Origin of the sequence: Streptococcus sp. 68 (assembly GCF_013277415.1) — a bacterium.
Lineage (GTDB): Bacteria > Bacillota > Bacilli > Lactobacillales > Streptococcaceae > Streptococcus.
The window spans coordinates 156,764-182,789 of record NZ_VMMX01000011.1 but is presented as its reverse complement, the minus strand read 5'-3'; the positions used below and the strand labels follow the sequence as shown (position 1 = coordinate 182,789).

Annotated in this window: 21 protein-coding genes; 5 read left to right on the top strand and 16 right to left on the bottom strand. The window is 40.5% G+C overall.

Annotation, left to right across the window (positions count from 1 at the left end):
• Nucleotides 1-173 precede the first annotated feature (173 nt).
• The 4 genes from patB to argR form a co-directional block, all read right to left on the bottom strand.
• Entirely contained in the window at nucleotides 174-1,940 is a 1,767-nt protein-coding gene (gene patB / locus HT720_RS07385) for a multidrug efflux ABC transporter subunit PatB (RefSeq protein ID WP_173275293.1), read from the bottom strand.
• A 1-nt stretch (nucleotide 1,941) separates the two neighbouring features.
• Nucleotides 1,942-3,648, bottom strand: coding sequence for a multidrug efflux ABC transporter subunit PatA (patA, locus tag HT720_RS07380; protein ID WP_173275291.1), 1,707 nt, complete (start codon nucleotides 3,646-3,648; stop codon nucleotides 1,942-1,944).
• A 146-nt stretch (nucleotides 3,649-3,794) separates the two neighbouring features.
• Complete coding sequence (mutS, locus tag HT720_RS07375; protein ID WP_173275289.1) at nucleotides 3,795-6,329, bottom strand: DNA mismatch repair protein MutS; 2,535 nt, start codon at nucleotides 6,327-6,329, stop codon at nucleotides 3,795-3,797.
• A gap of 50 nt (nucleotides 6,330-6,379) precedes the next feature.
• A complete protein-coding gene (gene argR / locus HT720_RS07370) occupies nucleotides 6,380-6,826 on the bottom strand; it encodes an arginine repressor (RefSeq protein ID WP_001231476.1) in 447 nt (148 codons plus the stop codon).
• Between the two features lie 135 nt (nucleotides 6,827-6,961).
• On the opposite strand from argR, the gene argS reads away from it, so the two are divergent.
• Both argS and HT720_RS07360 read left to right on the top strand, forming a co-directional pair.
• Nucleotides 6,962-8,662, top strand: coding sequence for an arginine--tRNA ligase (argS, locus tag HT720_RS07365; RefSeq protein ID WP_173275287.1), 1,701 nt, complete (start codon nucleotides 6,962-6,964; stop codon nucleotides 8,660-8,662).
• Between the two features lie 378 nt (nucleotides 8,663-9,040).
• On the top strand, nucleotides 9,041-9,286 hold the full coding sequence (locus tag HT720_RS07360) for a hypothetical protein (RefSeq protein WP_023943963.1): 246 nt from the start codon (nucleotides 9,041-9,043) through the stop codon (nucleotides 9,284-9,286).
• Nucleotides 9,287-9,428: 142 nt separating this feature from the next.
• On the opposite strand, the gene HT720_RS07355 is transcribed toward HT720_RS07360, so the two are convergent.
• The 5 genes from HT720_RS07355 to HT720_RS07335 form a co-directional block, all read right to left on the bottom strand.
• On the bottom strand, nucleotides 9,429-9,737 hold the full coding sequence (locus HT720_RS07355) for a hypothetical protein (protein ID WP_049511642.1): 309 nt from the start codon (nucleotides 9,735-9,737) through the stop codon (nucleotides 9,429-9,431).
• Nucleotides 9,738-9,810: 73 nt separating this feature from the next.
• Nucleotides 9,811-10,227, bottom strand: coding sequence for a hypothetical protein (locus tag HT720_RS10275; RefSeq protein WP_240156330.1), 417 nt, complete (start codon nucleotides 10,225-10,227; stop codon nucleotides 9,811-9,813).
• 28 nt (nucleotides 10,228-10,255) lie between these two features.
• Entirely contained in the window at nucleotides 10,256-11,410 is a 1,155-nt protein-coding gene (locus tag HT720_RS07345; RefSeq protein ID WP_173275283.1) for an FtsX-like permease family protein, read from the bottom strand.
• The gene (locus HT720_RS07340) at nucleotides 11,400-12,080 is read right to left on the bottom strand and encodes an ABC transporter ATP-binding protein (protein WP_173214509.1); all 681 of its coding nucleotides are present in this window, start codon (nucleotides 12,078-12,080) and stop codon (nucleotides 11,400-11,402) included. Before HT720_RS07340 ends, HT720_RS07345 begins: the two co-directional genes overlap by 11 nt.
• 349 nt (nucleotides 12,081-12,429) lie before the next feature.
• On the bottom strand, nucleotides 12,430-13,350 hold the full coding sequence (locus HT720_RS07335; RefSeq protein ID WP_173275280.1) for an XRE family transcriptional regulator: 921 nt from the start codon (nucleotides 13,348-13,350) through the stop codon (nucleotides 12,430-12,432).
• A gap of 222 nt (nucleotides 13,351-13,572) precedes the next feature.
• On the opposite strand from HT720_RS07335, the gene HT720_RS07330 reads away from it, so the two are divergent.
• Both HT720_RS07330 and galU read left to right on the top strand, forming a co-directional pair.
• Nucleotides 13,573-14,589 carry an NAD(P)H-dependent glycerol-3-phosphate dehydrogenase gene (locus tag HT720_RS07330; RefSeq protein ID WP_173275277.1) on the top strand — a complete coding sequence of 339 codons (1,017 nt, stop codon included), beginning with the start codon at nucleotides 13,573-13,575 and terminating at the stop codon, nucleotides 14,587-14,589.
• A gap of 21 nt (nucleotides 14,590-14,610) precedes the next feature.
• Nucleotides 14,611-15,510 carry a UTP--glucose-1-phosphate uridylyltransferase GalU gene (gene galU, locus HT720_RS07325; protein WP_050392047.1) on the top strand — a complete coding sequence of 300 codons (900 nt, stop codon included), beginning with the start codon at nucleotides 14,611-14,613 and terminating at the stop codon, nucleotides 15,508-15,510.
• A 196-nt stretch (nucleotides 15,511-15,706) separates the two neighbouring features.
• Here the strand turns inward: galU and HT720_RS07320 are convergent, their stop codons facing one another.
• The 6 genes from HT720_RS07320 to pbp1b all read right to left on the bottom strand — a co-directional run bounded on the left by HT720_RS07320 (nucleotide 15,707) and on the right by pbp1b (nucleotide 22,506).
• Entirely contained in the window at nucleotides 15,707-16,384 is a 678-nt protein-coding gene (locus HT720_RS07320) for a rhomboid family intramembrane serine protease (RefSeq protein ID WP_050392046.1), read from the bottom strand.
• Nucleotides 16,368-16,907 carry a 5-formyltetrahydrofolate cyclo-ligase gene (locus HT720_RS07315; RefSeq protein ID WP_050392045.1) on the bottom strand — a complete coding sequence of 180 codons (540 nt, stop codon included), beginning with the start codon at nucleotides 16,905-16,907 and terminating at the stop codon, nucleotides 16,368-16,370. The genes HT720_RS07320 and HT720_RS07315 overlap by 17 nt, the downstream gene beginning before the upstream one ends.
• Before the next feature lie 11 nt (nucleotides 16,908-16,918).
• A complete protein-coding gene (locus tag HT720_RS07310) occupies nucleotides 16,919-18,049 on the bottom strand; it encodes an N-acetyldiaminopimelate deacetylase (protein ID WP_050392044.1) in 1,131 nt (376 codons plus the stop codon).
• A 67-nt stretch (nucleotides 18,050-18,116) separates the two neighbouring features.
• The gene (gene dapD, locus HT720_RS07305; protein WP_164226280.1) at nucleotides 18,117-18,815 is read right to left on the bottom strand and encodes a 2,3,4,5-tetrahydropyridine-2,6-dicarboxylate N-acetyltransferase; all 699 of its coding nucleotides are present in this window, start codon (nucleotides 18,813-18,815) and stop codon (nucleotides 18,117-18,119) included.
• A 228-nt stretch (nucleotides 18,816-19,043) separates the two neighbouring features.
• Complete coding sequence (locus HT720_RS07300; protein WP_050243304.1) at nucleotides 19,044-19,955, bottom strand: DMT family transporter; 912 nt, start codon at nucleotides 19,953-19,955, stop codon at nucleotides 19,044-19,046.
• 82 nt (nucleotides 19,956-20,037) lie between these two features.
• Nucleotides 20,038-22,506 carry a penicillin-binding protein PBP1B gene (pbp1b, locus tag HT720_RS07295; RefSeq protein ID WP_173275273.1) on the bottom strand — a complete coding sequence of 823 codons (2,469 nt, stop codon included), beginning with the start codon at nucleotides 22,504-22,506 and terminating at the stop codon, nucleotides 20,038-20,040.
• A gap of 141 nt (nucleotides 22,507-22,647) precedes the next feature.
• Between pbp1b and tyrS the strand changes: the two genes are divergently transcribed.
• On the top strand, nucleotides 22,648-23,904 hold the full coding sequence (gene tyrS / locus HT720_RS07290) for a tyrosine--tRNA ligase (protein ID WP_173275271.1): 1,257 nt from the start codon (nucleotides 22,648-22,650) through the stop codon (nucleotides 23,902-23,904).
• A gap of 58 nt (nucleotides 23,905-23,962) precedes the next feature.
• Here tyrS and HT720_RS07285 read toward each other — a convergent pair whose 3' ends face one another.
• Nucleotides 23,963-26,026, bottom strand: a complete 2,064-nt coding sequence (locus tag HT720_RS07285) for a heavy metal translocating P-type ATPase (protein WP_173275268.1) — start codon at nucleotides 26,024-26,026, stop codon at nucleotides 23,963-23,965.

Here is a 26,026-nt window from a genome sequence, read left to right as displayed (position 1 = left end):
TGCTTTGAGCAACCTACGGTTAGCTTCCTAGTTTGCTCTTTGATTTTCATTGAGTATAACGATAGTCCTATCATATCACTCAAAACAACTTTCGTCTAATATGTTTTTTTAAAGGCCGTGATAAATATTTTTTATGGACAAGAAAAAGCTGCCCACATAGGACAACTTTTTTCTTATTCGAAGACAAATTGATTGTGATAGAGTTCTGAGTAGAATCCACCTAGTTTCAAGAGTTCATGATGGTTACCACGTTCAATGACTTCTCCATCTTTAAGGACAATAATCTGGTCTGCATTGAGAATGGTTTTCAAGCGATGGGCAATGACAAAACTGGTTCTGCCTGCTACAACCGCCTCCATGGCATGCTGAATCTTGCTTTCTGTCACCGTATCTACGTTTGAAGTTGCTTCATCGAGAATGAGAACTTCTGGATCTGTCATCAGAGTTCGAGCGATAGAAATCAATTGTTTTTGTCCTGTCGAGAAGATGCTCTGGTCATCATCGATAAGGGTATCATATTTATCAGGCAAACTTTCGATATAGTCGTGAATGTGGGTTGCCTTGGCTGCTGCCTCAACCATTTCCTGACTGGCATCTGGCACACCAAAACGGATATTGTCTCGAATCGTTCCGCTAAATAAAACCGAATCTTGCAAGACAATTCCCACCTTGCTTCTGAGACTATCTAAATCATAGTCACGAATGTCTTTGCCGTCAAAATAAATACCACCAGCATCAACATCATAAAAGCGATTGATAAGGTTCATAATAGTCGTTTTCCCTGACCCTGTCGGACCAACAACTGCTGTCATCTGACCTTTAGGGGCAGAAATGCTAACATCTTTCAAAATAGGTTTATCAGGCAAGTATGAAAAATCAATGTGACTGATTTCAACACCTTCTTGCAACTGAGTGAAGGTCGGGGCGTTTTCAGGTCGGATTTCTTCCTCTGCATCGAACATTTCCTGAATCCGTTCAGCCCCTGTAAAGGCCAACTGAAGACTTCCCCAACTAGCTGCAACTTGGATAATAGGCTGGTAGTACTGCTGGGAAAATTGGGCAAACATAACAATCAAACCTAGGGCTGTACTTGTTTCAATAGATTTATCATTCAATAGAAAAGCTGAACCCGCAAAGATGACGATAGCTGTGTTAACCAAACTCATCCCATTCATGACAGGGAACAGAATTCCTGAGAACATTCTTCCTTTAAAGGTTGCCTTGCGCACGCGCTCATTTTGTTCAAGAAAGCCTGTCATCATATCCTCTTGAATTCCTTGCACAATCACGGCTTTTTGGCCTGAAATACTCTCGTCCATATAGGCGTTGAGCTTCCCTACCTCTTTCTGCTGGAGGTTGGTATATTTCCGTGCCATTTTTACGATAAAAATCAGCATGAGGAAGGCTACTGGTGTGCTGGCAATGGTGATGAGGGCCAGCGTCACATTTCTCGAAAACATGACAAGAATCAGACCAATGTATAAAACAATATTGCTCATGACCTGAACCAGACTTTCATTAAAGGCTTGGAGGATATTATCCAAATCACTGGTAAAACGAGATAGGATATCGCCATCTTGTCGGCGGTCAAAGAAAGAAACCGTCAAGCGAGCAAGCTTACCGAATAGGCCTTTGCGCATCTCGTTGGTCGATTCTGCAATCACGCGCGTCATGAGACACATGTATATGACACTGGAGATAAATAGAACCAAAACCAGCAGGCCAAGATTGACCATGATTCCTGATAGGCTTTGCCAAACAAGTTCTGGATTACCATCTTGATAAGCTTGAACTAAATTAGCTAACTGCGTCACTGCTTGTCCAGAAAAGACCGGAAAGAGGGCTTGGGCAAGAGTCGCCAGAACAATCATCAGGATGACAACTACAAATGATAGCTTATAGACTTTAAAATAATTCCAAAAAAATTGAACTGTCTTCATTTTACTCCTCCTTTCCTTTCTGTGTTTCATAGATTTCGCGGTAAACAGCATTGTTGGCAACCAAGTCTGCATGCGTACCTTGACCAATCAATCGTCCTTGATCTAGAACCAGAATTTTATCTGCATGGACAACCGAGCTAATCTTTTGCGCGATGATAATGGTTGTTGTTCCCTTCAAGTCCTTATTCAAGGCTTCTTGCACCAGGCGCTCTGACTTGGCATCCAAGGCCGAGGTCGAATCGTCAAAAATCAGAATACGTGGATTGCTGACAATTCCACGAGCAATCGACATCCGTTGCTTTTGCCCACCAGAGAAATTAGTCCCCCGTTCCTCAACTGGACTTTCAAAGGTTTTCTCCATACGATGAATGAATTCGCTAGCCTGGGCAATATTGGCTGCACGCTCCATTTCAAATAGAGTAGCATCTCCCTTACCCTGTCTCAAGTTATCAGCAATCGTTCCACTAAAGAGAATGGCACGTTGAAGAACGATAGACACTGTTTTACGCAGGGTCCCTTCACTCACTTCTCGAATATCCTTGCCACCGATTTTGATAGCCCCTTCCTGCGGGTCAAAGAGACGTGGAATCAATTGAGCCAAGGTTGATTTTCCTGCACCAGTCGCTCCAACGACACCAACCATTTGACCAGGTTCAATAGTAAAGCTCACATCTTTCAGCATCGGTTCCTTGTCCATTGGATAGGTAAAGGTCACATTTTCAAAGCTAAGACTTCCGACCAACTCTTCATCTGGGACATCCTTGAAAGTCATGGCTGGCTCTGCGTCCAGAATTTCTCGAATACGACGCATGGAAATCATGGCACGACTGACAGAATTTCCCAAAAATCCAACCATAACAATGGTAAAGATAATCTGGCTTAGGTAATTAACAAAAGAAGCGATGGAACCAACAACAGACGGATTCGACTGAACCATTCCAGCAACCAGCCAAATAGAGAGGAAAACCGCCCCGTAGCCGACCAACATCATAAAGGGTTCCACTACTGAAAAGGCATAACCAATGTAAAGGTTTTGACCGAGAAGTTCGTCTGAAACCTCCGTAAACTTAGCAAATTGCTCTTTTTCTTGGACAAAGGACTTGACCACACGAACGCCACGCAAATTTTCCTTGGCAATGGCATTGATGCGTTCAAGAAGGGTTTGAAACTTGGCAAAACGAGGTCCCATCATTCCCATCATGACAGCAGTCAAACCAAAAATCAAGACTACCATGAGAACAATCACCCACCACAGAGAAGGTAAGGTTTGAACCGCCAAGATAAACGAACCGATGAACAAGAGGGGAAGTCTGAAAAGAATTTGGAAGGTCATCATGACGACATTCTGAATCTGGTTGATATCATTTGTCATGCGAACGACTAGATTTCCCGCATTAAATTGTTCAATATTGGCATAAGAAAAGGTTTGGATTTTACGGAAGGCATCCTCTCGAAGGTCGGATGAAACTCCTTGGGCAATATAGGCTGCGAGGACAACATTGAGCCCACCAGCAACTAGACCGACCAAAGCCACACCAATCAACCAAGCCCCGATACTATAAATAGCTTCATATTTTCCAGCAAGGAGGGCGTCTAACACTTCCTGCAGGTAACGCGGTTGCAAAAGTGAACTGGCAACCATCAAGCCTGTCATCAGGAGCGAAGCCAAGGCCTGCCACTTGTAGGTTTTTATTTTCTGAATCAGCATACTTTCTCCTTAAAAAATAGACAAAAGGGAGCGACAATGCGTCAGCTCCTTTTCATTCTGTTTGTGTGATGTTATTCTAGCAAAAAAGTGGGGGATTGTCAAAGAAGTCTCCTTGATACAGCTAGACTAACTAGTGAGTCTTGGTTTTATAGTTTCTGTTTTAACTCAACTAAGACATTCATAGCCTGCATAGGTGTCATATTGTAAACATCCAGTTTAGCTAATTCTTCTAGGATAGGATGTTCTTCAGTCGTATCAAAGAGTGAAATCTGTTCTGTGACAGCACTTGTTTGCCTCACGGGAGCAGGACTTTCTGTCCCTTGATTCTCTAACTGAGTCAAAATCTTATCCGCCCTTGCTAAAAGGTCTGCCGGCAAGCCAGCAATCTTGGCAACATGGATACCGTAGGATTTATCAGCTGGCCCTGGTTCAATCTTGTGAAGGAAGGTAACCTGCCCATCCTGTTCCAAAGTTGCCACGTGGACATTGACTAAGTGTTGTAAACTAGACTCCAGACTAGTCAACTCATGGTAGTGGGTCGCAAAGAGGGTCTTGGCTCCGATATGTTCATGGATGTATTCGATGATGGACTGAGCAAGAGCCATACCATCATAAGTTGCAGTTCCCCGTCCCAATTCATCAAAGAGAATGAGAGAGTTCTTGGTCGCATGCGAAATGGCATTGTTGGCCTCCATCATCTCTACCATGAAGGTTGATTGACCCGAAACCAAATCATCGGCTGCTCCGATACGGGTAAAAATCGCATCAAAAATCGGTAAATGGGCGCTTTCTGCTGGCACATAAGACCCCAACTGGGCCATAACCGCCGTCATGGCTAATTGACGCATGTAGGTTGACTTACCACTCATGTTTGGCCCTGTAATCAGTTGAATACTGGTATCTTCTGCCATCTGAATCGTATTTGGAATATAGGTCTGAGCTCCCATAACCTTTTCAACGACAGCATGGCGCCCTTTCTGGATATCAATCCGCGAATCATCTCCAAACTCAGGTCGAATCAAATGCTGGGTTTCAGCTACAACCGCCAGACTTTGCAAGACATCAACGGTCGCAATTCCTTGAGCTAAAGCCTGCAAACGCTGGATGTACTTGCTGACCTCTTCACGAATGCGCATAAAAATTTCGTACTCTAGATTAGCTGACTTCTCACGCGCCTCCAACATATCGCCCTCGATACGGGCTAATTCTTCGGTTCCAAAGCGTTCCGAGTTTTTCAGCGTTGCCTTGCGGAAAAAGTGGGGTGGCACATTTCCCAGTTGTGAATTGGTCACATGGAAATAGTAGCCATCCTTTTTATTGTAGTCAATCTTAAGCGTGCTGATACCAGAGTTTTCGCGTTCCTTAGCCTCAATCTCAGCAATCCAACCAGTCCCTTCTCTGAGAACGCGACGGTACTTGTCTAAAGTCTCATCAAATCCAGTCCAGATAATTCCCCCATCTGTAATCACATGAGGAGCTTCAGGAGCAATCGCTGCACTAATCAAGTTCTCCAACTCTGGAATGGCATCTAGTTGTTCGATGAGATAGGCTAGAGCAGGTTGCTCCATCCCTTCTAAAATCGCACGAATCCGTGGCACACTAGACAAGGTAGTCGCCAGCTGCAAGAGGTCCTTTGGATTGGTCTTGCCAAAAGAAACCCGACTAGCCAAGCGTTCGATATCATAAACACCCTTGAGACTGTCTGTCAAATCACTACGCTCAAAGAAGTGGTCAAGAAAGACCTGCACCACCTCTTGACGTTGGATGATTCGTTCCTTATCAATCAAGGGACGATGAATCCAAGAACGCAAGAGACGCATACCCATAGCCGTTTTGGTTTCATCCAAAAGCCAGAAAAGACTGCCTTGTTTCTTGCCTGAACGAGCATTCTCAACCAAATCCAGACTAGCCTTGGTCGCATAATCCATCTGCAAGAAATCCTTGATTTCATAGCGGATAACAGGTTTGAGGTGGTTCAATTCCCTCATCTGGGTTCGATGGACATACTGGAGCAACTTACTAGATGCCGCTTGCTCCACAGCTGCTAATCGTGAATCCAGTAAATGAAGGTCTTCAAAGCCTCCTTTTTCATAGGAAAGTACCAGATTCATCTGACGACTAAGGATTTGTTCCTCTTCCTCAGACAAGTCATAGCCCAGCACCACTTCTCGTGCCTTGAGATTACGGATTTCCCCACAAACCAGCGTGAAATCCAAAAGACCTGTCACATAAAAGTCACCCGTCACCAGGTCCATATAAGCTAGGCCAAATTGATTGCCTTCGCGGTCTATGGCAACCAAAAAATTATTCTGACTGTCCGGCTTACTGCTATCAACCACTGTCCCTGGCGTAATGACCTGAACAACCTCTCGTTTCACAACCCCAACTGCTTGTTTAGGATCTTCCATCTGCTCTGCGATAGCCACCTTATAACCCTGCTCAATCAAGACATCAATGTACTGTTGGGCAGAATGATAGGGAACACCCGCCATAGGAATCGGATTGTCGGCATTCTTGTTGCGACTCGTTAAGGAAATTTCCAGAATCTGCGCAGCATTGACCGCATCCTCATAAAATAATTCATAAAAATCACCCATCCGAAAGAGCAAAAAAGCATCTGGATATTGCTTTTTTATATCCACATACTGTTGCATGCCGGGTGATAGCTTTTCTGTCGCCATTTTCCGTCTCTCCTTGTCAAAAATAAGTCTTGAGAGCAACTCCCAAGACCTTACTTATCTTTCATCAAATCTAGCAAACGATCTTCCATGAGTTTGGCAACGTGCTGGTCTCGACAAATGACCAATAAGGTATTGGCACCAGCAACTGTTCCTAAAATCCATTCATCCTTGTTTGCATCTACAATATTTGCCAAAACAGAGGCTTCTCCCAGTTTGGTATGAAGCACCAAGGTAAACTCTGCTCTCGCAACACCTTCTAAATGATGAGACAAAAATTCCACCAAATCAATCTTTTCTGTCTCATTTGCTAGTACATAATACACCATATCATTTTTCTTGACCTTGGTCAAGCCGATTTCGCGCAAATCACGAGACAGGGTTGTCTGCGTCACAAAAACATTATGCGCCTCCAACCGATCTTGAATTTCTTTTTGTGTACTTAATTTCTCCTCAGTAATCATTTTTTTTATTAACTGATGACGATCTCTTTTTCTCATAAAATCCTCTTATGTGAATATTTATAACTATTTTTATAACTATATTATACCAAAAAAATAGGAGATTTCAAAAATTTTTTCTTCTTTCTTTAAAATTGTGATAAAATAGTAGAAAAGTCCAAAAAGGAGCTCTTAATGAATACAAAAGAATTGATTGCTAGCGAATTGGCTAGCGTCATTGATAGCCTAGACCAAGAGGCTATTTTAAATTTACTGGAAACCCCTAAAAACTCAGAAATGGGAGACATCGCTTTCCCTGCTTTTTCTCTTGCAAAAGTCGAACGTAAAGCACCTCAAATGATTGCGGCTGAACTGGCTGAAAAAATTAACAGCCAAGCCTTTGAAAAGGTTGTCGCAACAGGACCTTACGTTAACTTTTTCCTTGATAAATCTGCCATTTCTGCTCAAGTATTGCAAGCTGTTATCACTCAAAAAGAACACTATGCTGACCAAACTATTGGCAAACAAGAAAATGTTGTTATCGATATGTCTAGTCCCAATATCGCTAAACCATTCTCTATTGGTCACCTGCGCTCAACTGTCATCGGAGATAGCTTATCACATATCTTCCAAAAAATCGGTTATCAAACGGTCAAGATCAACCATTTGGGAGACTGGGGTAAACAGTTTGGGATGCTGATTGTTGCCTACAAAAAATGGGGTGACGAAGAAGCTGTAAAAGCTCATCCAATTGATGAACTTCTTAAACTCTATGTCCGCATCAATGCTGAAGCTGAAAATGACCCTAGCTTGGATGAAGAAGCACGCGAATGGTTCCGTAAACTTGAAAATGGAGACGAGGAAGCTCTCGCTCTTTGGCAATGGTTCCGTGATGAAAGTTTAGTAGAATTTAACCGTCTTTACAATGAATTGCAAGTCGAATTTGACAGCTACAATGGGGAAGCCTTCTACAACGATAAGATGGATGCAGTTGTAGACATTCTTTCTGAAAAAGGACTTCTTGTTGAATCAGAAGGTGCCCAAGTTGTGAATCTTGAGAAATATGGAATTGAACATCCAGCCCTTATCAAGAAATCTGATGGTGCAACTCTCTATATCACACGTGACTTAGCTGCAGCCCTTTACCGTAAAAACGAATACCAATTTGCTAAATCTATCTATGTCGTTGGTCAAGAGCAATCTGCCCACTTTAAACAGCTCAAAGCTGTTTTGCAAGAGATGGGCTACGATTGGAGTGACGACATTACCCATGTTCCTTTTGGTTTGGTTACAAAAGAAGGGAAGAAACTCTCTACTCGAAAAGGGAATGTCATCCTGCTAGAACCTACTGTTGCAGAGGCTGTTAGCCGTGCCAAAGCCCAAATCGAAGCTAAAAATCCTGAATTGGAAAATAAAGACCAAGTAGCGCATGCTGTTGGGGTTGGAGCCATTAAATTCTATGACCTCAAAACCGACCGTACAAATGGATACGACTTCGACTTAGAGGCTATGGTATCCTTCGAGGGTGAAACTGGACCTTACGTTCAATATGCCTACGCTCGTATCCAATCGATCTTACGCAAAGCCGATTTCAAACCAGAAACAGCTGGCAACTATAGCTTGAATGATACTGAAAGCTGGGAAAGCTGGGAAATCATTAAACTCATTCAAGACTTCCCACGTATTATCAACCGTGCGGCAGATAACTTTGAACCTTCTATCATTGCTAAATTTGCAATTAACCTAGCTCAATCCTTTAACAAATACTATGCACATACACGTATCTTGGATGAAAGCCCAGAACGCGACAGCCGTCTAGCCCTCAGCTACGCAACCGCAGTCGTTCTCAAAGAAGCCCTTCGCTTGCTTGGAGTAGAAGCGCCAGAGAAGATGTGATTCAGTACTAACAATTGGAACTAAAGTTCCTAATTGTTAGACGCTAGCCGCTTATATGCGGACTAGCTAACTGCTTCACTAGCCATGGACTCTAAATATAATCGATTTAGAGTCCATGACGTCGTAACTAGAGACACTTGTCTAAACGCTTTACTAATTCATCTAACCAAATAATATCGATTTGGTTAGGTTCATGTCGTAATATTTTAAATTACTTGATTGCAAAATAATCTAAGTAACTTACACTAAAGCCTATACGTAATTTGGTTTAGAGGCCTATCAAAAATCTTATCAAGTTTTGCTGACTTGTTCTGCTATTTTAGGTCCACTAAATCGATTTACTCACTACTACTTCTTTATCATACAGGGAGATTTCCTATGAGCCAATATGCTTATGTCCTCGTTGTGATTAGCTTGGTTTTCCTTTTTCTGCTCAATAAGTACGAGAAGGAGAGACTGCAAAGGCTCTACCAAGAACAACTTTTGAAGGATGAAACATTTAGGGCTGACATCAAGGAGAAAATTCACACGACTGAAAATATCAATGATGTCATTGCTTACATCAATAAAACTTATCATCTGGGAATGTTGCTATCAAAAGACATTACAGATCAATTGAAATAAACCTAACTATACTATAACGAATATAAAAACCGAGACTGAGAGTTTAATACTGAGTCTCGGTTTTTAGTATGTTCAGTTGAAACAAGTGTTGAAAACTTGTTGTAGCAATTCTAATATAGGGATGGATAGACTTTTAAAAATATCATTTACAAATATTTTTAAAGAAATTAAACTCCCTATATTTACTATTCTTATAGACTGTTAAATCAACATCCTCTACAACTTCTTTCACATCTATATTGACATCATAGGGCAAAGAAAGAAAATCTAAATTATAAAATTCTGTACTCATCTCTTTTAAAATAAGAAGGTCTAACAAGTAGTCCTCCACTCTGATTTCAACTTGAATTGTCTTAGACATGAAATTTTTTAGAATCATAAAGTCCTTTACTTGCTTTCTTTTAGGACTGATATACTCAAATCTTTTTCGTTCAAAAATAATTTTCTCCAAATGTTACACCATGTCAATAATATAATTTTCTAAATAACTGCAGAAGCAATTCTTCTTTTTAATGCCGGCTTCATTAAAATTTCCCTTGTTTAATTCTTCCAAAAATTTTTGAAATAGTGCAAATAAAAGCTCCTAGTAAAAATTCCTGTAGGAAAAATCCAAAATAAGTTCCTAACTGTAAATTTCTATTGAATGTAAATACGGAAGTTTCAGATTGAATCGTATTTTGTTCTATAAGCGTCATAGGAGTAACTCTGAGAATTCCAAACATCATTAAAGCATAGATTATTCCAAAAATAATTAATAACACCCAGCTGTGCTTACTTCTAGAAGAAATACTTCCCGATAACAAAGCTAATACTATTGACGGTATAATTTGTACAAACAGCATAAATTGAAAAAGATTAAAATTATCTAGTGTAAAAAAACATATTGTAAATTCCACAATTAGCAATAGAGAAAATACTCTATCTATTTTTGTAAATTTCATTCTACCTCCTTTAAATTCACATCCATCATTACCTTAGACCTTCAATAACATTTTTATTTGCTGCAACCATTGCAGGCATAATACTAAATACAATTCCAAATACACCCGTTGTGAATAGAGTAATCAAAATATGATCCAGAGTTAATGTCGTAACAAAACCACTCATATTCATTAAAATAACAAATAATGTCGCTACTCCAATACCAGCTATAGCTCCCATAATCGATAAAAGAGTCCCCTCCATCATATATGATTGATAAATATCAGATTTTTTAGCTCCCAAAGCTCGACGAATCGCTATCTCCTTGCTACGTTCGCTAACAGAAGACAACATAGCATTCATAACCCCAAAACCAGCTACAAAAATTGAAATGCTTGATAAAAGTGCAATGAAATTTAATATTGTAGTAGCTTGAGCCTTTGTTTCCTCATATACCCTTCTATTATCTATATATGCATAGGTTCCTTCCTTTCGGAATGTTCCATAAGTATCTAAAGCAGATAAAGCCTTATTTATATTCTCCAACTGATTAGTTTCTACCACTAACTCATCAAAATATTCCCTTTTTCCTAAAAGTAACTCTTTGATTTCATTAGTAACCAATAAAGAAGGTAATCTTTCATTAACAGCTGATCCATAATATATTGCCTGGATTGGATATTCTTTCCCAGATATATTGATAGTCTCTCCTAAAAAAGTTTCAATATTTTCCTTTCGAGTCAATGACATGAGAGCCTTATCGCTAATAGCGACACCTCCATCTAGTTCCTCTAAGGCTCTTCCTTTTAATAAAGCAGGCATAACTAAACCATTCTTATTCAAATCGCCCAATGTTCGAAAACTAAGATTCTGCTTAGAATCATTAAAATACGTTTCAGCATACAAAGCATAAGAGCTGGAAGAAAGTCTTGCATGTTTTCCAATAGTTTGCTCAACCAATTGTTTATCTTCCTGTGTAAACCCTCTAATATCCAACATATTTTGAGGAGTATAAGTCATTGTTGCTGTGTCTTCTTCTATCTTTAAATCATTTCCTAATGTAGAAGTTGTATAGGAAGAACTTGATAGTATTACTAATAAAACAAATGTTGCCACTGTGATGGCTAGGGATGTCAGAATACTCTGTCTTTTATTCCTCTTTAACAGCTTTAAAGTATCTATTAACAGCTTTTTAAACTTCATGTAATCCTTCTCCCTCAAGTGTTAGATACCCATTTTTCATTCGATACCTTGTTCTACAATGACTGGCAACAAACTCATCGTGAGTTACTACAATAATTGTCGTTCCAGAATGATTCAAATTTTGTAGGATTTGCAATATCTCATTCCTATTTTTCTCATCTAATGCACCTGTAGGTTCATCTGCTATAAGAAATCTAGGTTTATGAGCAAGAGCTCTAATTAAAGCAACTCGTTGCTTCTGTCCGCCTGATAAATGACTTGGGTACTCATTCATCTTATCTATAAGCCCTAAGTCTTGTAATAAACTATCAATGTATTCTATATCTGGCTGTTGATCAGAATATAGGAATGATAATAAAATATTTTCTTTAACAGTATATTCATCAATAAGATGAAATTGTTGAAAAACAAATCCAATATCACGATTACGGTAACTTGCTTGTTGATTTTCATTTAACTTCTCAATACTTTTTCCGTCTAATATATATTCTCCTTCAAATTCAGAATCAATCAGTCCCAAAATATTGATAAATGTCGATTTGCCCGAACCTGATGGTCCCATTATCGATACAAATTCTCCTTCAGCTACCTTAAAATTTATTTCTCTTAAGACATTATTTTTTAGCGTCCCTTGTCCGTAACTTTTGCTAATATTTTTTAGTTCTAACATAGACCTTCCTATTCTATCTTTATTATTTATAAATCCAAAAAATGGCAACAACTAGCACTAACATATTTTCTCTCCTTATTTTTTCTACAGGATTATTATACTTCTATGTTACACATTCTCCAAGGTCATAAATGTCACTAATTTCAACAACTTATCTACTAATAAGTACTCAATTAGTATAAAAAGGAACTCGATACGAACTCAATCTAAGGGAAAAACATAATAACTCTTTAAATGATAAAACGCATAATATCAAGTTTTTAAACACCTGATATCATGCGTTTTTATGATTTCGAAAACTTTCTCTCGGTCTTTTTAACTAGTGACATTTTTGTCACTTTTTTATTTTCTAATGTTTATTTTTAAAAAAATCCTGGAGGTCATGTTGCCATTGTTTTTCTAGCTGTTCTATCAAATGACTATTATCAATCATTCTAGCAAATATTTTTGCTTCTTGAAAATAATTTTCAGCTACTGAATAATCTTTTTTTACAAATAATGCATAGCGCCACTCCCATAGTCGAATAATTGGTTTTTTCTGATAGTCGTATGATTTTGAGGTAATTTCATTTAATTTGTAAAGAATATCTTCAAATTGACTGTAATTAGCAATTTTTTCAAATATTCCTAACAACAAAAGTAATGAATCTCTGATTAGAAATGAATATTCAATATCAAACATCTCAACTTGTTGTAAAATTTTATCAGCTATTACTAAGAAGGTATTCACTTCAATCTCATCTATTATTGTATCTTGGTGTACTAATCTTACCAAAAATAGCTTTATGATTAAAATATCGTTAACTTCATATTTTGATTTCAACAAAATGTGATCGAAATACTCTTGTAAAATCATTCCTAAATTGCTATCATCATTCCACCAACCAAAATCATCATATGCTTGTAAAACATCTATGATAAACCTTTCTTCCTCAGGAAGTCTATCATAATATTCTTCAAAAATCTTATCAAAAACACTCTCTTTCTTTTGGGCGATAGTTTCATCTTCGTATGTAGGAGTCCTCATCAAGAAATACTTCAATTCTAGGTATTCCTTATCCAACTCTATATAACTTGGCATCAACTTGTAATCTTCAACTCCCAAACGCTCAGCGATATATTTTAACTTTGTTAGTGTTGGTCTGGATTCTCCATTTTCAATTCTAATTAATTGACGGATACTTAATTCAGACTCATCACCACAAAATTCTGAACGACTGATTTCTTTAGCCAAACGTAATCTTTTAATTTTTTCGCCAAACTCTCGCAACCTACAAGAACCTCCTGAGTTGTTTACCTCTATTATAGCATATACTGAATCAAACTATCTATCAGATTTCTTCTCACTTTAACTAAAGACTAAGAGTTTAATACTGAGTCTCGGTTTTTGTGTATTTTTGAAGTCACAAAGCCACCACTCCCCAGCAATGCAAGTGCAAAATCCCCTAGAATATGATAGAATAAGAGAAAGAACTCTATTAAGGAGGAAATCATGGAAAAACAAACCGTCGCCGTCTTGGGGCCTGGTTCTTGGGGAACTGCCCTTTCACAAGTCTTAAATGACAATGGACACGAGGTACGTATTTGGGGAAATCTTCCCGAGCAAATCAATGAAATTAATACCTATCATACTAACAAGCACTATTTTAAAGATGTCGTTCTAGACGAAAATATCATTGCCTGCACCGACTTAGCAGAGGCATTAAAAGATGTAGATGCGATTTTGTTTGTTGTCCCAACAAAAGTGACACGACTTGTTGCCCAACAAGTTGCAAAAACCTTGGATCATAAGGCTATCATCATGCACGCATCAAAGGGATTAGAACCTGATAGCCATAAACGATTATCAACCATTCTTGAAGAAGAAATTCCTGAACATCTCCGCAGTGAGATTGTCGTTGTGTCAGGGCCTAGTCATGCGGAAGAAACCATTGTGCGTGACCTGACCTTAATAACTGCTGCTTCTAAAGATTTACAAACAGCTCAATACGTTCAAGAGCTCTTTAGTAATCACTACTTCCGACTTTATACCAATACGGATGTTATTGGAGTTGAAACCGCTGGTGCTCTTAAAAATATTATCGCTGTCGGTGCCGGAGCTTTACATGGTTTGGGATTTGGTGACAATGCCAAGGCAGCCATCATCGCTCGAGGCTTGGCAGAAATTACCCGCCTAGGGGTGGCACTCGGGGCTAGTCCATTGACCTATAGTGGCTTGTCTGGTGTAGGAGACTTGATCGTAACGGGAACCTCCATCCACTCTCGTAACTGGAGAGCCGGAGATGCCCTTGGTCGTGGAGAATCCCTAGCTGATATCGAAGCCAATATGGGAATGGTGATTGAAGGAATTTCAACGACTCGAGCAGCCTATGAACTAGCGCAAGAACTTGGAGTCTATATGCCGATTACGCAGGCCATTTACCAAGTTATCTACCACGGAACCAATATCAAAGATGCCATTTATGACATCATGAACAATGAATTTAAAGCAGAAAATGAGTGGTCTTAACCCTCTAAAGAAAGGATTCTTATGGCACTGAAAGTTAGAAAAGCAGTCATTCCTGCTGCTGGACTAGGAACTCGATTTTTACCAGCAACCAAGGCTCTTGCCAAAGAAATGTTGCCAATTGTAGACAAACCAACTATCCAGTTTATCGTGGAAGAAGCTCTCAAATCAGGTATTGAAGATATTCTAGTTGTCACTGGTAAGTCAAAACGTTCTATTGAGGACCACTTTGACTCAAACTTTGAGCTTGAATACAATCTTAAGGAAAAAGGCAAAACGGATTTGTTAAAATTGGTAGATGAAGCAACTGGTATGCGCCTCCATTTCATTCGCCAAACTCACCCTCGTGGTCTTGGAGATGCTGTCCTACAAGCCAAAGCTTTTGTAGGAAATGAGCCCTTCGTTGTTATGCTGGGCGATGACCTTATGGACATCACAGATGAGAACGCCGTTCCTTTGACAAAACAACTGATGAATGATTACGAAAAGACACACGCATCAACCATTGCTGTCATGCCTGTACCACACGAAGACGTTTCATCATATGGAGTCATTGCTCCTCAAGGAGAAGGAATCAATGGTCTCTACAGTGTCGAAACTTTCGTTGAAAAACCAGCTCCCGAAGATGCACCAAGTGATTTAGCAATTATCGGTCGCTATCTTCTGACACCAGAAATTTTCGACATCCTCGAAAAGCAAGCTCCTGGCGCTGGAAATGAAATCCAGCTTACCGACGCTATTGATACCCTTAATAAAACACAACGTGTTTTCGCCCGTGAATTTACAGGAGCTCGTTACGACGTTGGGGATAAGTTTGGATTTATGAAAACATCTATTGACTACGCCCTCAAACATCCACAAGTCAAAGATGACTTGAAGGATTACCTCATCCAACTTGGAAAAGAATTGGCTGAGAAGGAATAATACTCTTCGAAAATCTCTTCAAACCACGTCAGCGTCGCCTTACCGTATATATGGTTACTGACTTCGTNNAGTGCTTTGAGCAACCTGCTGCTAGTTTCCTAGTTTGCTTTTTGATTTTCATTGAGTATAAAATAAAAAGATAAGGTTCAAAAAATGCCTTATCTTTTTTCATTACACAACTATTATTATAAGCTCGTCACATTCCCATTCCCTTGTAGAGAAGTAAGACTGCGAGTCCTACGAACAACACTAACGCTACCAGTCTCTGACTAGCGCCATACATCCGTCTTTCTCCTCTAACTGGAAAGATAACTGCTAGAAATGCGCCACCAACTGCACCTCCGATATGACCTGCTAGACTGATTCCTGGAATCAGAACACTTCCAATAATGTTAATCACAAAAAGTGTCAGATAAGATTGCCCCAACTGCTGGATATAAGGATTACGCGTTGCATAGCGAAGAACAATAATCGCAGCAAATAGCCCATAGAGAGAAGTAGAAGCTCCTGCTGCTAAGGATTTTGGACTAAATACAAAAACAAAGAGATTGCCCATCATTCCAGATAAGAGATAGAGAAAGCAAAACTTCTTGGATCCGAAAATCTCCTCTACTTGCCTACCAAGATAATAGAGCGAAAGCATATTAACAATGAAATGCTCCCACCCAATATGAACAAAAATAGCAGAGAAGAGACGCCAAACCTGCTCGGGAAAGAGCCGAATAACAGGCCCATACATAGCTCCAAATCGAAATAGGGTATCTGCCCTGTAAAAGTTTCCTCCTGTGGTCACCAACATTAGTAGAAATACCAAGGTCGTCACTAAGAGGAAGAAACTCGTCACAGGGTAACGCCTATCAAAGATTTCTTTCATCAATCAGAACCTCCTGAACAGGAATATCATGCTTTTCAGGGATAAAGTCCTGAACTTGATAATGATAAACCGTACTCAAAGTATGACCAGTAAACTGTTCCAGATAGCGGTCATAATAACCTCCGCCATAGCCAATTCGATAACCCTTTGTCGTAAAAGCCAGCCCCGGAACATGAATCAAATCAATCTTAGAGGCATCCAATACTTCCAAATCTCCCTGTGGTTCCAGTAAGCCAAAGGAAGTTTTTACCAACTGCTGCGGATCATAGACCACAAAGTCCATGTGCCCCTTGGGATAGGTTTTGGGTATCAGAACCTTCTTGCCATCCTTCAGCGCCTGCTCAATCAATCCCTGCGTTTGAAACTCATGAGGAAAAGAGAGATAGGTTGCAATAACCTTGGCTTCTTGGTAAAAGGGGTGTTGTAACAATCGCTCGGTTAAAGCTTGCTCTATAGCCTGTTTTTGCTCTTGAGATATAGTCTTCATTTCTTGCAAGACTTGCTTGCGTAATTCTGCTTTCATAGACAATTCCTCTACTCTGCTGCCTTCTTTTTCAGGAAACTAGAGACCGCATCCACCCCAATAGATAAAGCCTCTTCCTTAGGACTCATTTGAGGGTGATGAAGAGCGTAGGGACTATCGATACCTAGCCAAAACATAACACCATCAACCTTTGAAAGAAGATAACCAAAGTCTTCACCTGTCATAGCAGGCTCGATATCAATCAGCTCGATTCCGTCTTTTTCTTCAAAGAAATCCATCAGTTCACGCGCCAAGGCTGGATTGTTCTCAACAGGTAGGTATCCACCTTGCTTGAGTTCCACTTCAACTTCCATATCAAAGGCAGCTGCAACTCCTTCTGCAACTGTTTTGACCCGCTTTTGCACCAAGAGGCTCATATCCTGAGTTAAGGCACGAATAGTTCCATGTAAAAAGGCTGTGTCTGTGATGACATTGTTGGTTGTTCCAGCCTGAAAAACGCCAAAGGTCACCACTGCTCCCTCGATTGGGTTGACATTGCGGCTGACAACTGACTGCACTTGGGTTACAAAGTAACTAGCCGCCACCAAAGCGTCATTGGCTTCATGCGGAAAGGCTGCGTGGCCACCTTTGCCTTTGAAACGAATCTTCACCTCACAAGTCCCTGCAAAAAGTGTATGAGTATTGGTCGCAATCTGGCCAACTTTCAGATCTGGACGGACATGGAGGCCATAAAACTGGTCTGGCAACCAGTCTCCAAAAGCGCCATCCTCATACATGAGCATGCCACCAGCTTCATTTTCTTCAGCAGGCTGAAATAGGAAGAGTAGATTGTTCTTTGGTTGCTCCTCAAGGGCGCGCTCAAGACAGCCCAAGGCAATGGTCATGTGGAAATCATGTCCACAAGCATGCATACTACCTTGGTGCTGAGAAGCGAAAGGAAATCCTGTTTGTTCAACGATAGGCAGACCATCAATATCTGTCCGCCAACCAATGGTCCTCTCTGGCTGACTTCCCTGCAAATAGACCAAAATACCTGTCCGCCAAGTACGAACTTGAACAAACTTCTTGCCCGCAGTCAATTTCTCAATCACATCTAGCAAATAAGCATGAGTCTTGAACTCCTCCAAGCCAATCTCTGGAATCTGGTGCAAATCTCGTCTAGTCTGAATCAAATCTAACATCTATCTGTCCTCCTATATAGCAGAAAGAGGCTGGAAGAAGGGTTCCGCCTCTATTTTTCTTTTACAATTATAAGGTACGAAGCGCATCTTCTAGCGCTGTTTTTTGTTGGGTTTGGGCATCAATCTCTTTGATGATACGAGCTGGAACACCTGCTACTACTACGTTTTCTGGGACATCTTGGGTAACAATAGCTCCTGCTGCGACAACTGAACCACTACCGATTTGAACTCCTTCGATGACCACTGCATTAGCGCCGATAAGAACATTATCTCCAACACGGACTGGTTCTGCGCTAGCTGGCTCAATCACACCTGCAAGAACGGCACCTGCACCAACGTGACTGTTTTTCCCAACAATAGCACGGCCACCAAGGATAGCCCCCATGTCAATCATGGTTCCTGCACCAATTTCAGCACCGATATTGATGACTGCTCCCATCATGATAACAGCACTGTCACCAATTTCAACCTGGTCACGGATAATAGCACCCGGCTCAATACGAGCATTGATAGCACGTTTGTCTAGCAAGGGAACTGCAGAATTACGAGCATCTTGCTCAACAACATAGTCTTGATTTTCTACCAAACCATCGAGAAGCGGAGCCACATCTTTCCAGTCTCCAAATAGGACATTCCCTAGTTTGACAACAGAGCTAGGTACAGCAGTTGCGAGTTGTCCCTCAAATGTTACTTTCACACTGGTTTTCTTTTCGGCATTGGCGATAAATTGGATAATTTCTTGAGCGTTCATTTTTGTAGCAGTCATAAGCGTCTCCTAGTTCATTTTAATGATACCTATTCTACCAAAAAAGGCCTCAAATTTGAAGCCTTTTTGTTTGTTTTTAGGTATGATTTTTAGGGATGTGAGATAAAACGTGCTGTCGGTAAAAGCAAGCCTCTACCGATACAACCTAAAAACAATCTTCACAACTATCTCCCCGTGTTTTATTGACTATTCTAGTATAGCACACTTTTAGAATTAAGAAAAGACTTTTTATCTACTTTCTTTCGCTTCTTCTATAGACAAAAATATCATAGGCAAAATAATCAAGGCCATCGCTAGAAGAAGGGACCAATCCACTACCAATCCTAAAAATAAAACACTCAAAAGGGCAGAAGAGAGAGGTTCACTGGCACTGATAACGGAAACCACCAAAGGAGAAACCAAGGACACCGCCTTCATGGAAATGAAAAAGGCAAAAGCCGTTCCAAAGAAAGCGATAATGAGACAAATCAAGATACTCCAAATATCAAGAATAAAGGAAAGCTGATAAACCGGCGAAAGGACATTGCTAAACAAACCGGCCAAAATCATCCCCCACCCAACCGTAGGAACAAAACCATAGCGCTTCGCAAAAGGCTGGGGTAAGATAACATTAAACATGACCCCCATGGCACTCAGCAAACCTGTTATAAGGGCTAGTGGTGTCATGGATAACTGAGAGAGATCTCCCTTTGTCGCCATCAGGCAAACACCCAACATGGCAACCAAAACATAAAAAATAGCGCTTTTTGATGCTCGTTTTTGATAAACCAAGCGATTGTAAAAGAGGATAAAGACAGGGCTAATAAACTGTAAAATAGTTGCTGTCGCTGCATTAGAAAATTCTACACAGAGATAGAAAAAATACTGGACTGAGAAAATTCCCAAAATAGCATAGGCCAAAAAGGGAAGGTAATTTTTCTTATCTCGCCAAATATCTAGCACTTGCGATTTTAATTGTATTGCAGACCAAACGAGCACAAGACTCCCTGCCAGTGTCAAACGCATAGAGGTAATCCAGCCAGAGGACACTTGATAATGAGTAAAGAAATATTCTCCTAAAATTCCACAGATTCCCCAGATTAAGCCGGATAGAAGAGAATAAATGGTTCCTTTAACAATCTTTTTCTGATACTGATTCATACTTTTATTGTAACACGAAAGGGAAAAAGAAAAAAGTGGCAATCCATTGATTAGCCACTTCATTTAGCACAGTTTATAGAACTTATCGTCTCGCCCTTGAAGAAGAAGGTCGTGTAGTACTTGAGTTACTACTGTCGCTAGAACTGCTACTTGAACTAGTGCTGGAGCTTGATGGAGTTGGTAGACTCCCCACAATGCTAGACCAAGCATTCTGATAATCCGCATCACTTCCACCAATAGCAAAGCGATAACTGGTCGTTGGCGCTCCTGTCTTATTAGCCCAATAGCTGGTAACAGTCGAACCTGTAACATCTACCTCTTTTCCTTCAACAGAAACCTTCCCTGGTTTTTGACCTGTTGATTTCAAGACTTCGGATTTTACGACACTAGGATCTAAAGCGAAGCGCTCGTTCCCCCAAATGTTTGGGGAGGCTTGCTGAATCGCATTTACCAAATGAGCCATGTAATTAGAGTTATTAGAATAACCTGCTCTACGTGACAACGAATGATTATCATCATGCCCAATCCAGCCACCTAGGGTTAATCTAGGTGTCGAAAGCATGAGCCACATATTTTCGTCTTGGTTGGTTGTACCAGTCTTCCCAATCCAATCTGCATTAGCCAGATTAGGATTTAAAGAAGTCAGATTCGTCTTGAAGGTTGTTGTCACACGAGAGGATAGAACTTCTCGCAACAATCCCTGCATAATCGTCGCAGTCGCTTTTGAATAGACTTGAACTGGTTTATCCTGATACTCATACACCACTCTACCATCTGCTGCTTCAATTTTAGAAATCACATGCTTCTGATGATAAACTCCGTTATTAGCTAAGGTCTGATAGCCATTAGTATGCTGGGCAACTGTGACTTCAATACCACCACCCATTGGCAGGCTCTCAATACCGTACTCAGGAATCTCGTAACCCATCTTTTCCATATAACCCTTGACATCAACACCCTTTTCACGAAGCATACGATAGGTCCAGTAAGCAGGGATATTCCATGAATAGTTCAGAGCTTCTCCCAAGGTCATCATTCCTGTTCCCTTGCTATTAGCATACATAATCGGATTACCATTAGCAAAGTTTGTTGGATAGTTAGATAGAATCGTTTCGCTTCCCATCAAGCCCTGATCAATAGCAATACCGTAGGCCAGCAAAGGTTTGGTAGTAGAAGCTGGCGAACGTTTGGTATCAAAGGCATGATTATTTTGATTTTCTTGATAATTGCGACCACCTACAAAGCCTAGAATAGCACCTGTTTGGTTGTCCATAAGCACATTCCCTACTTCTACACGACCTGTTCCATCGTCTAAAAGATAGCCATAGTCAGAAACTGCATTTTGCATAGCAGAATGAATTTTCTGGTCTATGGTAGTAGTAATCTTATAACCACCATTTTCAATTTCCTTGGCTGCCAAATCGCGATAAAACTTCTGAGTTGCCTCATTTTTCAACTCCTTAGCGGAGACATTGTCTCTCTGAGCTAGATAGTCATACATACGTTCTTGAGCTTCTGCCAAAGTTGTAAAATATAAGTAGTCTCGTGAAATTCCTGTGACCGTGCCCGATGGTAAAAAGTCCTGTTTGAGGTCATAATCCTTGTACTGAGAATACTCGTCTTGGCTTAATGCACCTGTGCGATACATGCTGTAAAGAACTGCCTTAGCCCGTCTCAAGCCAATTTCTAGGTCTTCATCACTCTTCAACTCTCCAGTATTTTCATAAGGAGAATAGGTAATGGGACTCTGTGGAAGTCCTGCTAAAAATGCTGCTTGAGGAACCGTCAACTGACTCGCATCTACACCGAAAATCCCCTCAGCTGCCTGCTGAGCTCCTGCAATATTCTGCCCCTTATTATTTCGCCCAAAGGGAGCAACATTGAGATAGGTGGTCAAGATTTCATCTTTGCTCATATTACGTTCCAAGGCAAGAGCATCCACGATCTCTGTCGCCTTACGAGCCAAGGTCGGCGCATCCCCAACCACCTGCTGTTTAATCAGTTGCTGGGTCAAGGTTGAACCCCCACTAGAGGAACCCAAACCTACAAATTTCCCCAAGGTCGCACGAATCACCGCCTTGGGCACTACACCCTTATGTTCTTTAAAGTGTTCATCTTCCGTCGCAATGATAGCCTTCTTCAGATTTTCCGAAATTTGCTCAGATGAGATAGAAGTGCGCAACAAATCACTCTCTATGGAGGCAATCACCGTCCCATCCGCATAGGTAATCTCTGAAATAGAAGAGATGTCCTTGACCTGATGTACCAATTCTTCTGTCTGAGGTACCCGAACCCTGTCAAACAAGGCCACTCCGTACCCCAAAGCAATCCCAGCTCCCAACATTCCTCCTAGAAAACCGAGCACAAAGAGTAAGTTAAATAGGGCTTTTATACTCAGTAAAATAGCTGGAAAAATGGCTGGCCTATCTAGGGATTTAGATTTTTCGGCACTTGAATCTTTCTTGCCTGGCCTAGCGTTTTTTTTATTTCTTTGTTTTTGCTGGAAAAATTCCAGCATTTTTCGTTTTATTTCATTTAATTGATTTTGCATGGATTTCCTCACTCTATCTATTATACCACAAAAGGGAAACTTTCAATAAAATAGCCACTTTCTTCCCTATTCTGCTAGGCTATTTCCTGACTTTGTGATACAATAGATAGAAACAATAATTTTAAAAAGGAGAAAAGACACATGCACATTTTTGATGAGCTAAAAGAGCGTGGTTTGATATTTCAAACGACTGATGAAGAAGCTTTGCGTAAAGCCCTAGAAGAAGGTCAAGTTTCTTATTATACTGGCTACGATCCAACTGCTGACAGCCTTCACCTAGGCCACCTTGTCGCAATCTTGACAAGTCGTCGCTTGCAGCTAGCAGGTCACAAACCTTATGCGCTCGTTGGCGGTGCTACAGGTCTCATCGGAGATCCGTCCTTCAAAGATGCTGAACGTAGTCTCCAAACAAAAGACACGGTAGATGGCTGGGTCAAGTCTATCCAAGGACAACTTTCTCGTTTTCTTGACTTTGAAAATGGCGAAAATAAAGCTGTCATGGTCAACAACTACGACTGGTTTGGCAGCATCAGCTTCATTGACTTCCTCCGTGATATCGGAAAATACTTCACGGTCAACTACATGATGAGTAAGGAGTCTGTGAAAAAACGGATCGAAACAGGAATTTCTTACACTGAGTTTGCCTACCAAATCATGCAAGGTTACGACTTCTTCGTCCTTAACCAAGACCACAACGTAACGCTACAAATCGGTGGTTCTGACCAGTGGGGAAATATGACAGCTGGTACCGAATTGCTTCGTCGTAAGTCTGACAAGACTGGTCACGTTATCACTGTTCCATTGATTACAGATGCAACTGGTAAAAAATTTGGTAAATCTGAAGGAAACGCAGTCTGGCTCAATCCTGAAAAGACTTCTCCATACGAAATGTACCAATTCTGGATGAATGTGATGGACGCTGACGCTGTTCGCTTCTTGAAAATCTTTACCTTCTTGTCACTTGATGAGATTGAAGACATCCGTAAACAATTTGAAGCGGCTCCACACGAACGCTTGGCTCAAAAAGTCTTGGCTCGTGAAGTTGTTACACTTGTTCACGGCGAAGAAGCTTACAAAGAAGCTCTCAACATCACTGAGCAACTCTTTGCAGGAAACATCAAAAACCTTTCTGTCAAAGAGCTCAAACAAGGACTTCGTGGAGTACCAAACTACCAAGTTCAAGCAGACGAAAACCACAATATCGTGGAACTGCTCGTCTCATCTGGTGTAGTTAACTCAAAACGCCAAGCCCGTGAAGACGTCCAAAACGGAGCTATCTACGTCAACGGCGACCGTATCCAAGACCTTGATTATGTCTTGAGTGACGCTGATAAGTTAGAAAATGAACTGACTGTTATCCGTCGTGGGAAGAAAAAATACTTTGTATTGACTTACTAAGCTGTTCAACATTTATCAACAACAAAAAGGANNTCCTTTTTGTTGTTGATAACCACACCTATCTAGCCTTAATAGACAGGCTACGCAAAACTATGCGTAAGGTTGTTAGATTATGTAAGATAGAGAGATTTGAAGGACTGAGCCAATTAAACAAGCCAAAGCCAATCAAACTACTATTTACGACAACGGTATCTTGAATATTCTTCTTAATGAGTGTTTGCAAAGATGATGATAGTGAATCCAACTCTTGGAAGAAATCCAAGCGATTATCTAACAATAAGATATCACTCATCTGCTTAGAAATATCTGCACTCTCATTCATCACCACACCGATATCTGACAGGGTTAGAGCCGCTGAGTCATTCAATCCATCTCCAACCATCAAAATAGTGTGACCTGCTTTCTGCAGTTCCTCTACTAACTCAAATTTCCCATCAGGTTTCAAGTCTGTATATACCTGATCAAAGGGCAAATCTTTGACTAATTCCTCTGTCCTAACCAAGGTGTCCCCTGTTGCCAGAATCAATTTTTTCCCCTGTGCCTTAAGTTTATCCAAGGCTGTTTTTGCTTCTTTTCTCAAAGGAGTATGAATGCAGAACATTCCAATCAATTCATTCTGATAAGCCAAGAATAAGAGATTGTAGTGACTCTTGTACTCTTCAATTAAAGCATTTTGTTCTAAACTGATATGAATCTGCTCATCCTGCATCAAGACATAATTCCCAATAAGAACTGGTTGGCCATCTATATGGGACTTAATTCCCTTGCTTGCGATATATTGGAGTTTCCCATGCATTTCCTCATGTTCAATCCCCTCTATCTCAGCTTGCTTGACAATGGCATTAGCGATAGGATGATAGATGTGTTCCTCAAGACAGGCACTTATTCTTAAGATTTCTTCCTCACTATAGTCTCCAAAAGGTAACACCTTTTCAACTATAGGATAGCTAGTTGTGATTGTCCCAGTCTTATCAAATAAGAAGGTATCGACTTCCAGATATTTCTCCAGAACATCCCCATCCTTAATCACCATTTCACGGTTCAACCCCTCCTTGATAGCTGTCAAATAAGCTACAGGAGTAGAGATTTTCAAAGCGCAGGAGAAATCGACCAATAGGAAAGAAATAGCCTTAGAAAAAGAACCTGTCAATAGGTAAGTCAGCCCAGCACCCAAGAAATTATATTTGACGACCTTATCCGCCATTTTGATGAAATAGCGTTGTTTCGTTTTCTTGTTTTCTTCAGATTTCTTCATCAACTCAATCAGTTGTAAAATCCGGCTGTTCATCTGATTATCGGTTACACGAATGCGTAGCTCTCCCGTCTCCAAGACTGTATTTGCACAAACCGAATCAAACTCTCTTTTTTCAACAGGAAAACTCTCTCCCGTCAAGGAACTTTCGTTGACCATACCTAAACCTGAAACTACTTGTCCATCAAACAGAATTTCATTTCCTTGAGATAGGACCAAGACATCTCCTATTTGAACATCGGAACTCTTGATACTAACGACCGTATCGCCCTGTACCAAGAATACATCGCTTTCTTTTGCAAGAAGGCTTTGTTCTAAATCTGTTGCAGTTTTTTTCAAGGACCACTGATCTAAATGATTCCCCAAATCAAGCATAAACATGATATTGCTAGCCGTCTTGGATTGGTTCATAAACAAGGACAATAAAATCGCCGAACAGTCCAAGACCTCCATCGTTAGTTCCTTACGCGCTAGTGTTTGATAGGCTTCTCTAACATAACCCAAAGCCTGATAACAAGTCCATATATAGCGAATTGGAGACGGTACAAGACTACGAAAAAGCACACGCTTAATCGCTGCACCTGAAACAATAGAATAAGCACTCTCTTCTCTACGAATGGGAAGAGTCATCAACTCAGAAACTTTCCCTTTATCAATTCTTTTTAAAAAGGCTTCTGCATTATCTAATACAGAAAAGCCTTCTTTTATACGTAGAGTAAAGTGCTGTTGATCCATGTAAAACTGGATAGACTCAATCCCCTTTTCATCTCTCGCCAAGGAACGAAGATAGTCTTGAATATCCAAGGTGAGTGAAAAAGAAGATGATAGTCGGATATGTTGGTATCCTCTATGTAGCACTTTAAAAGACAT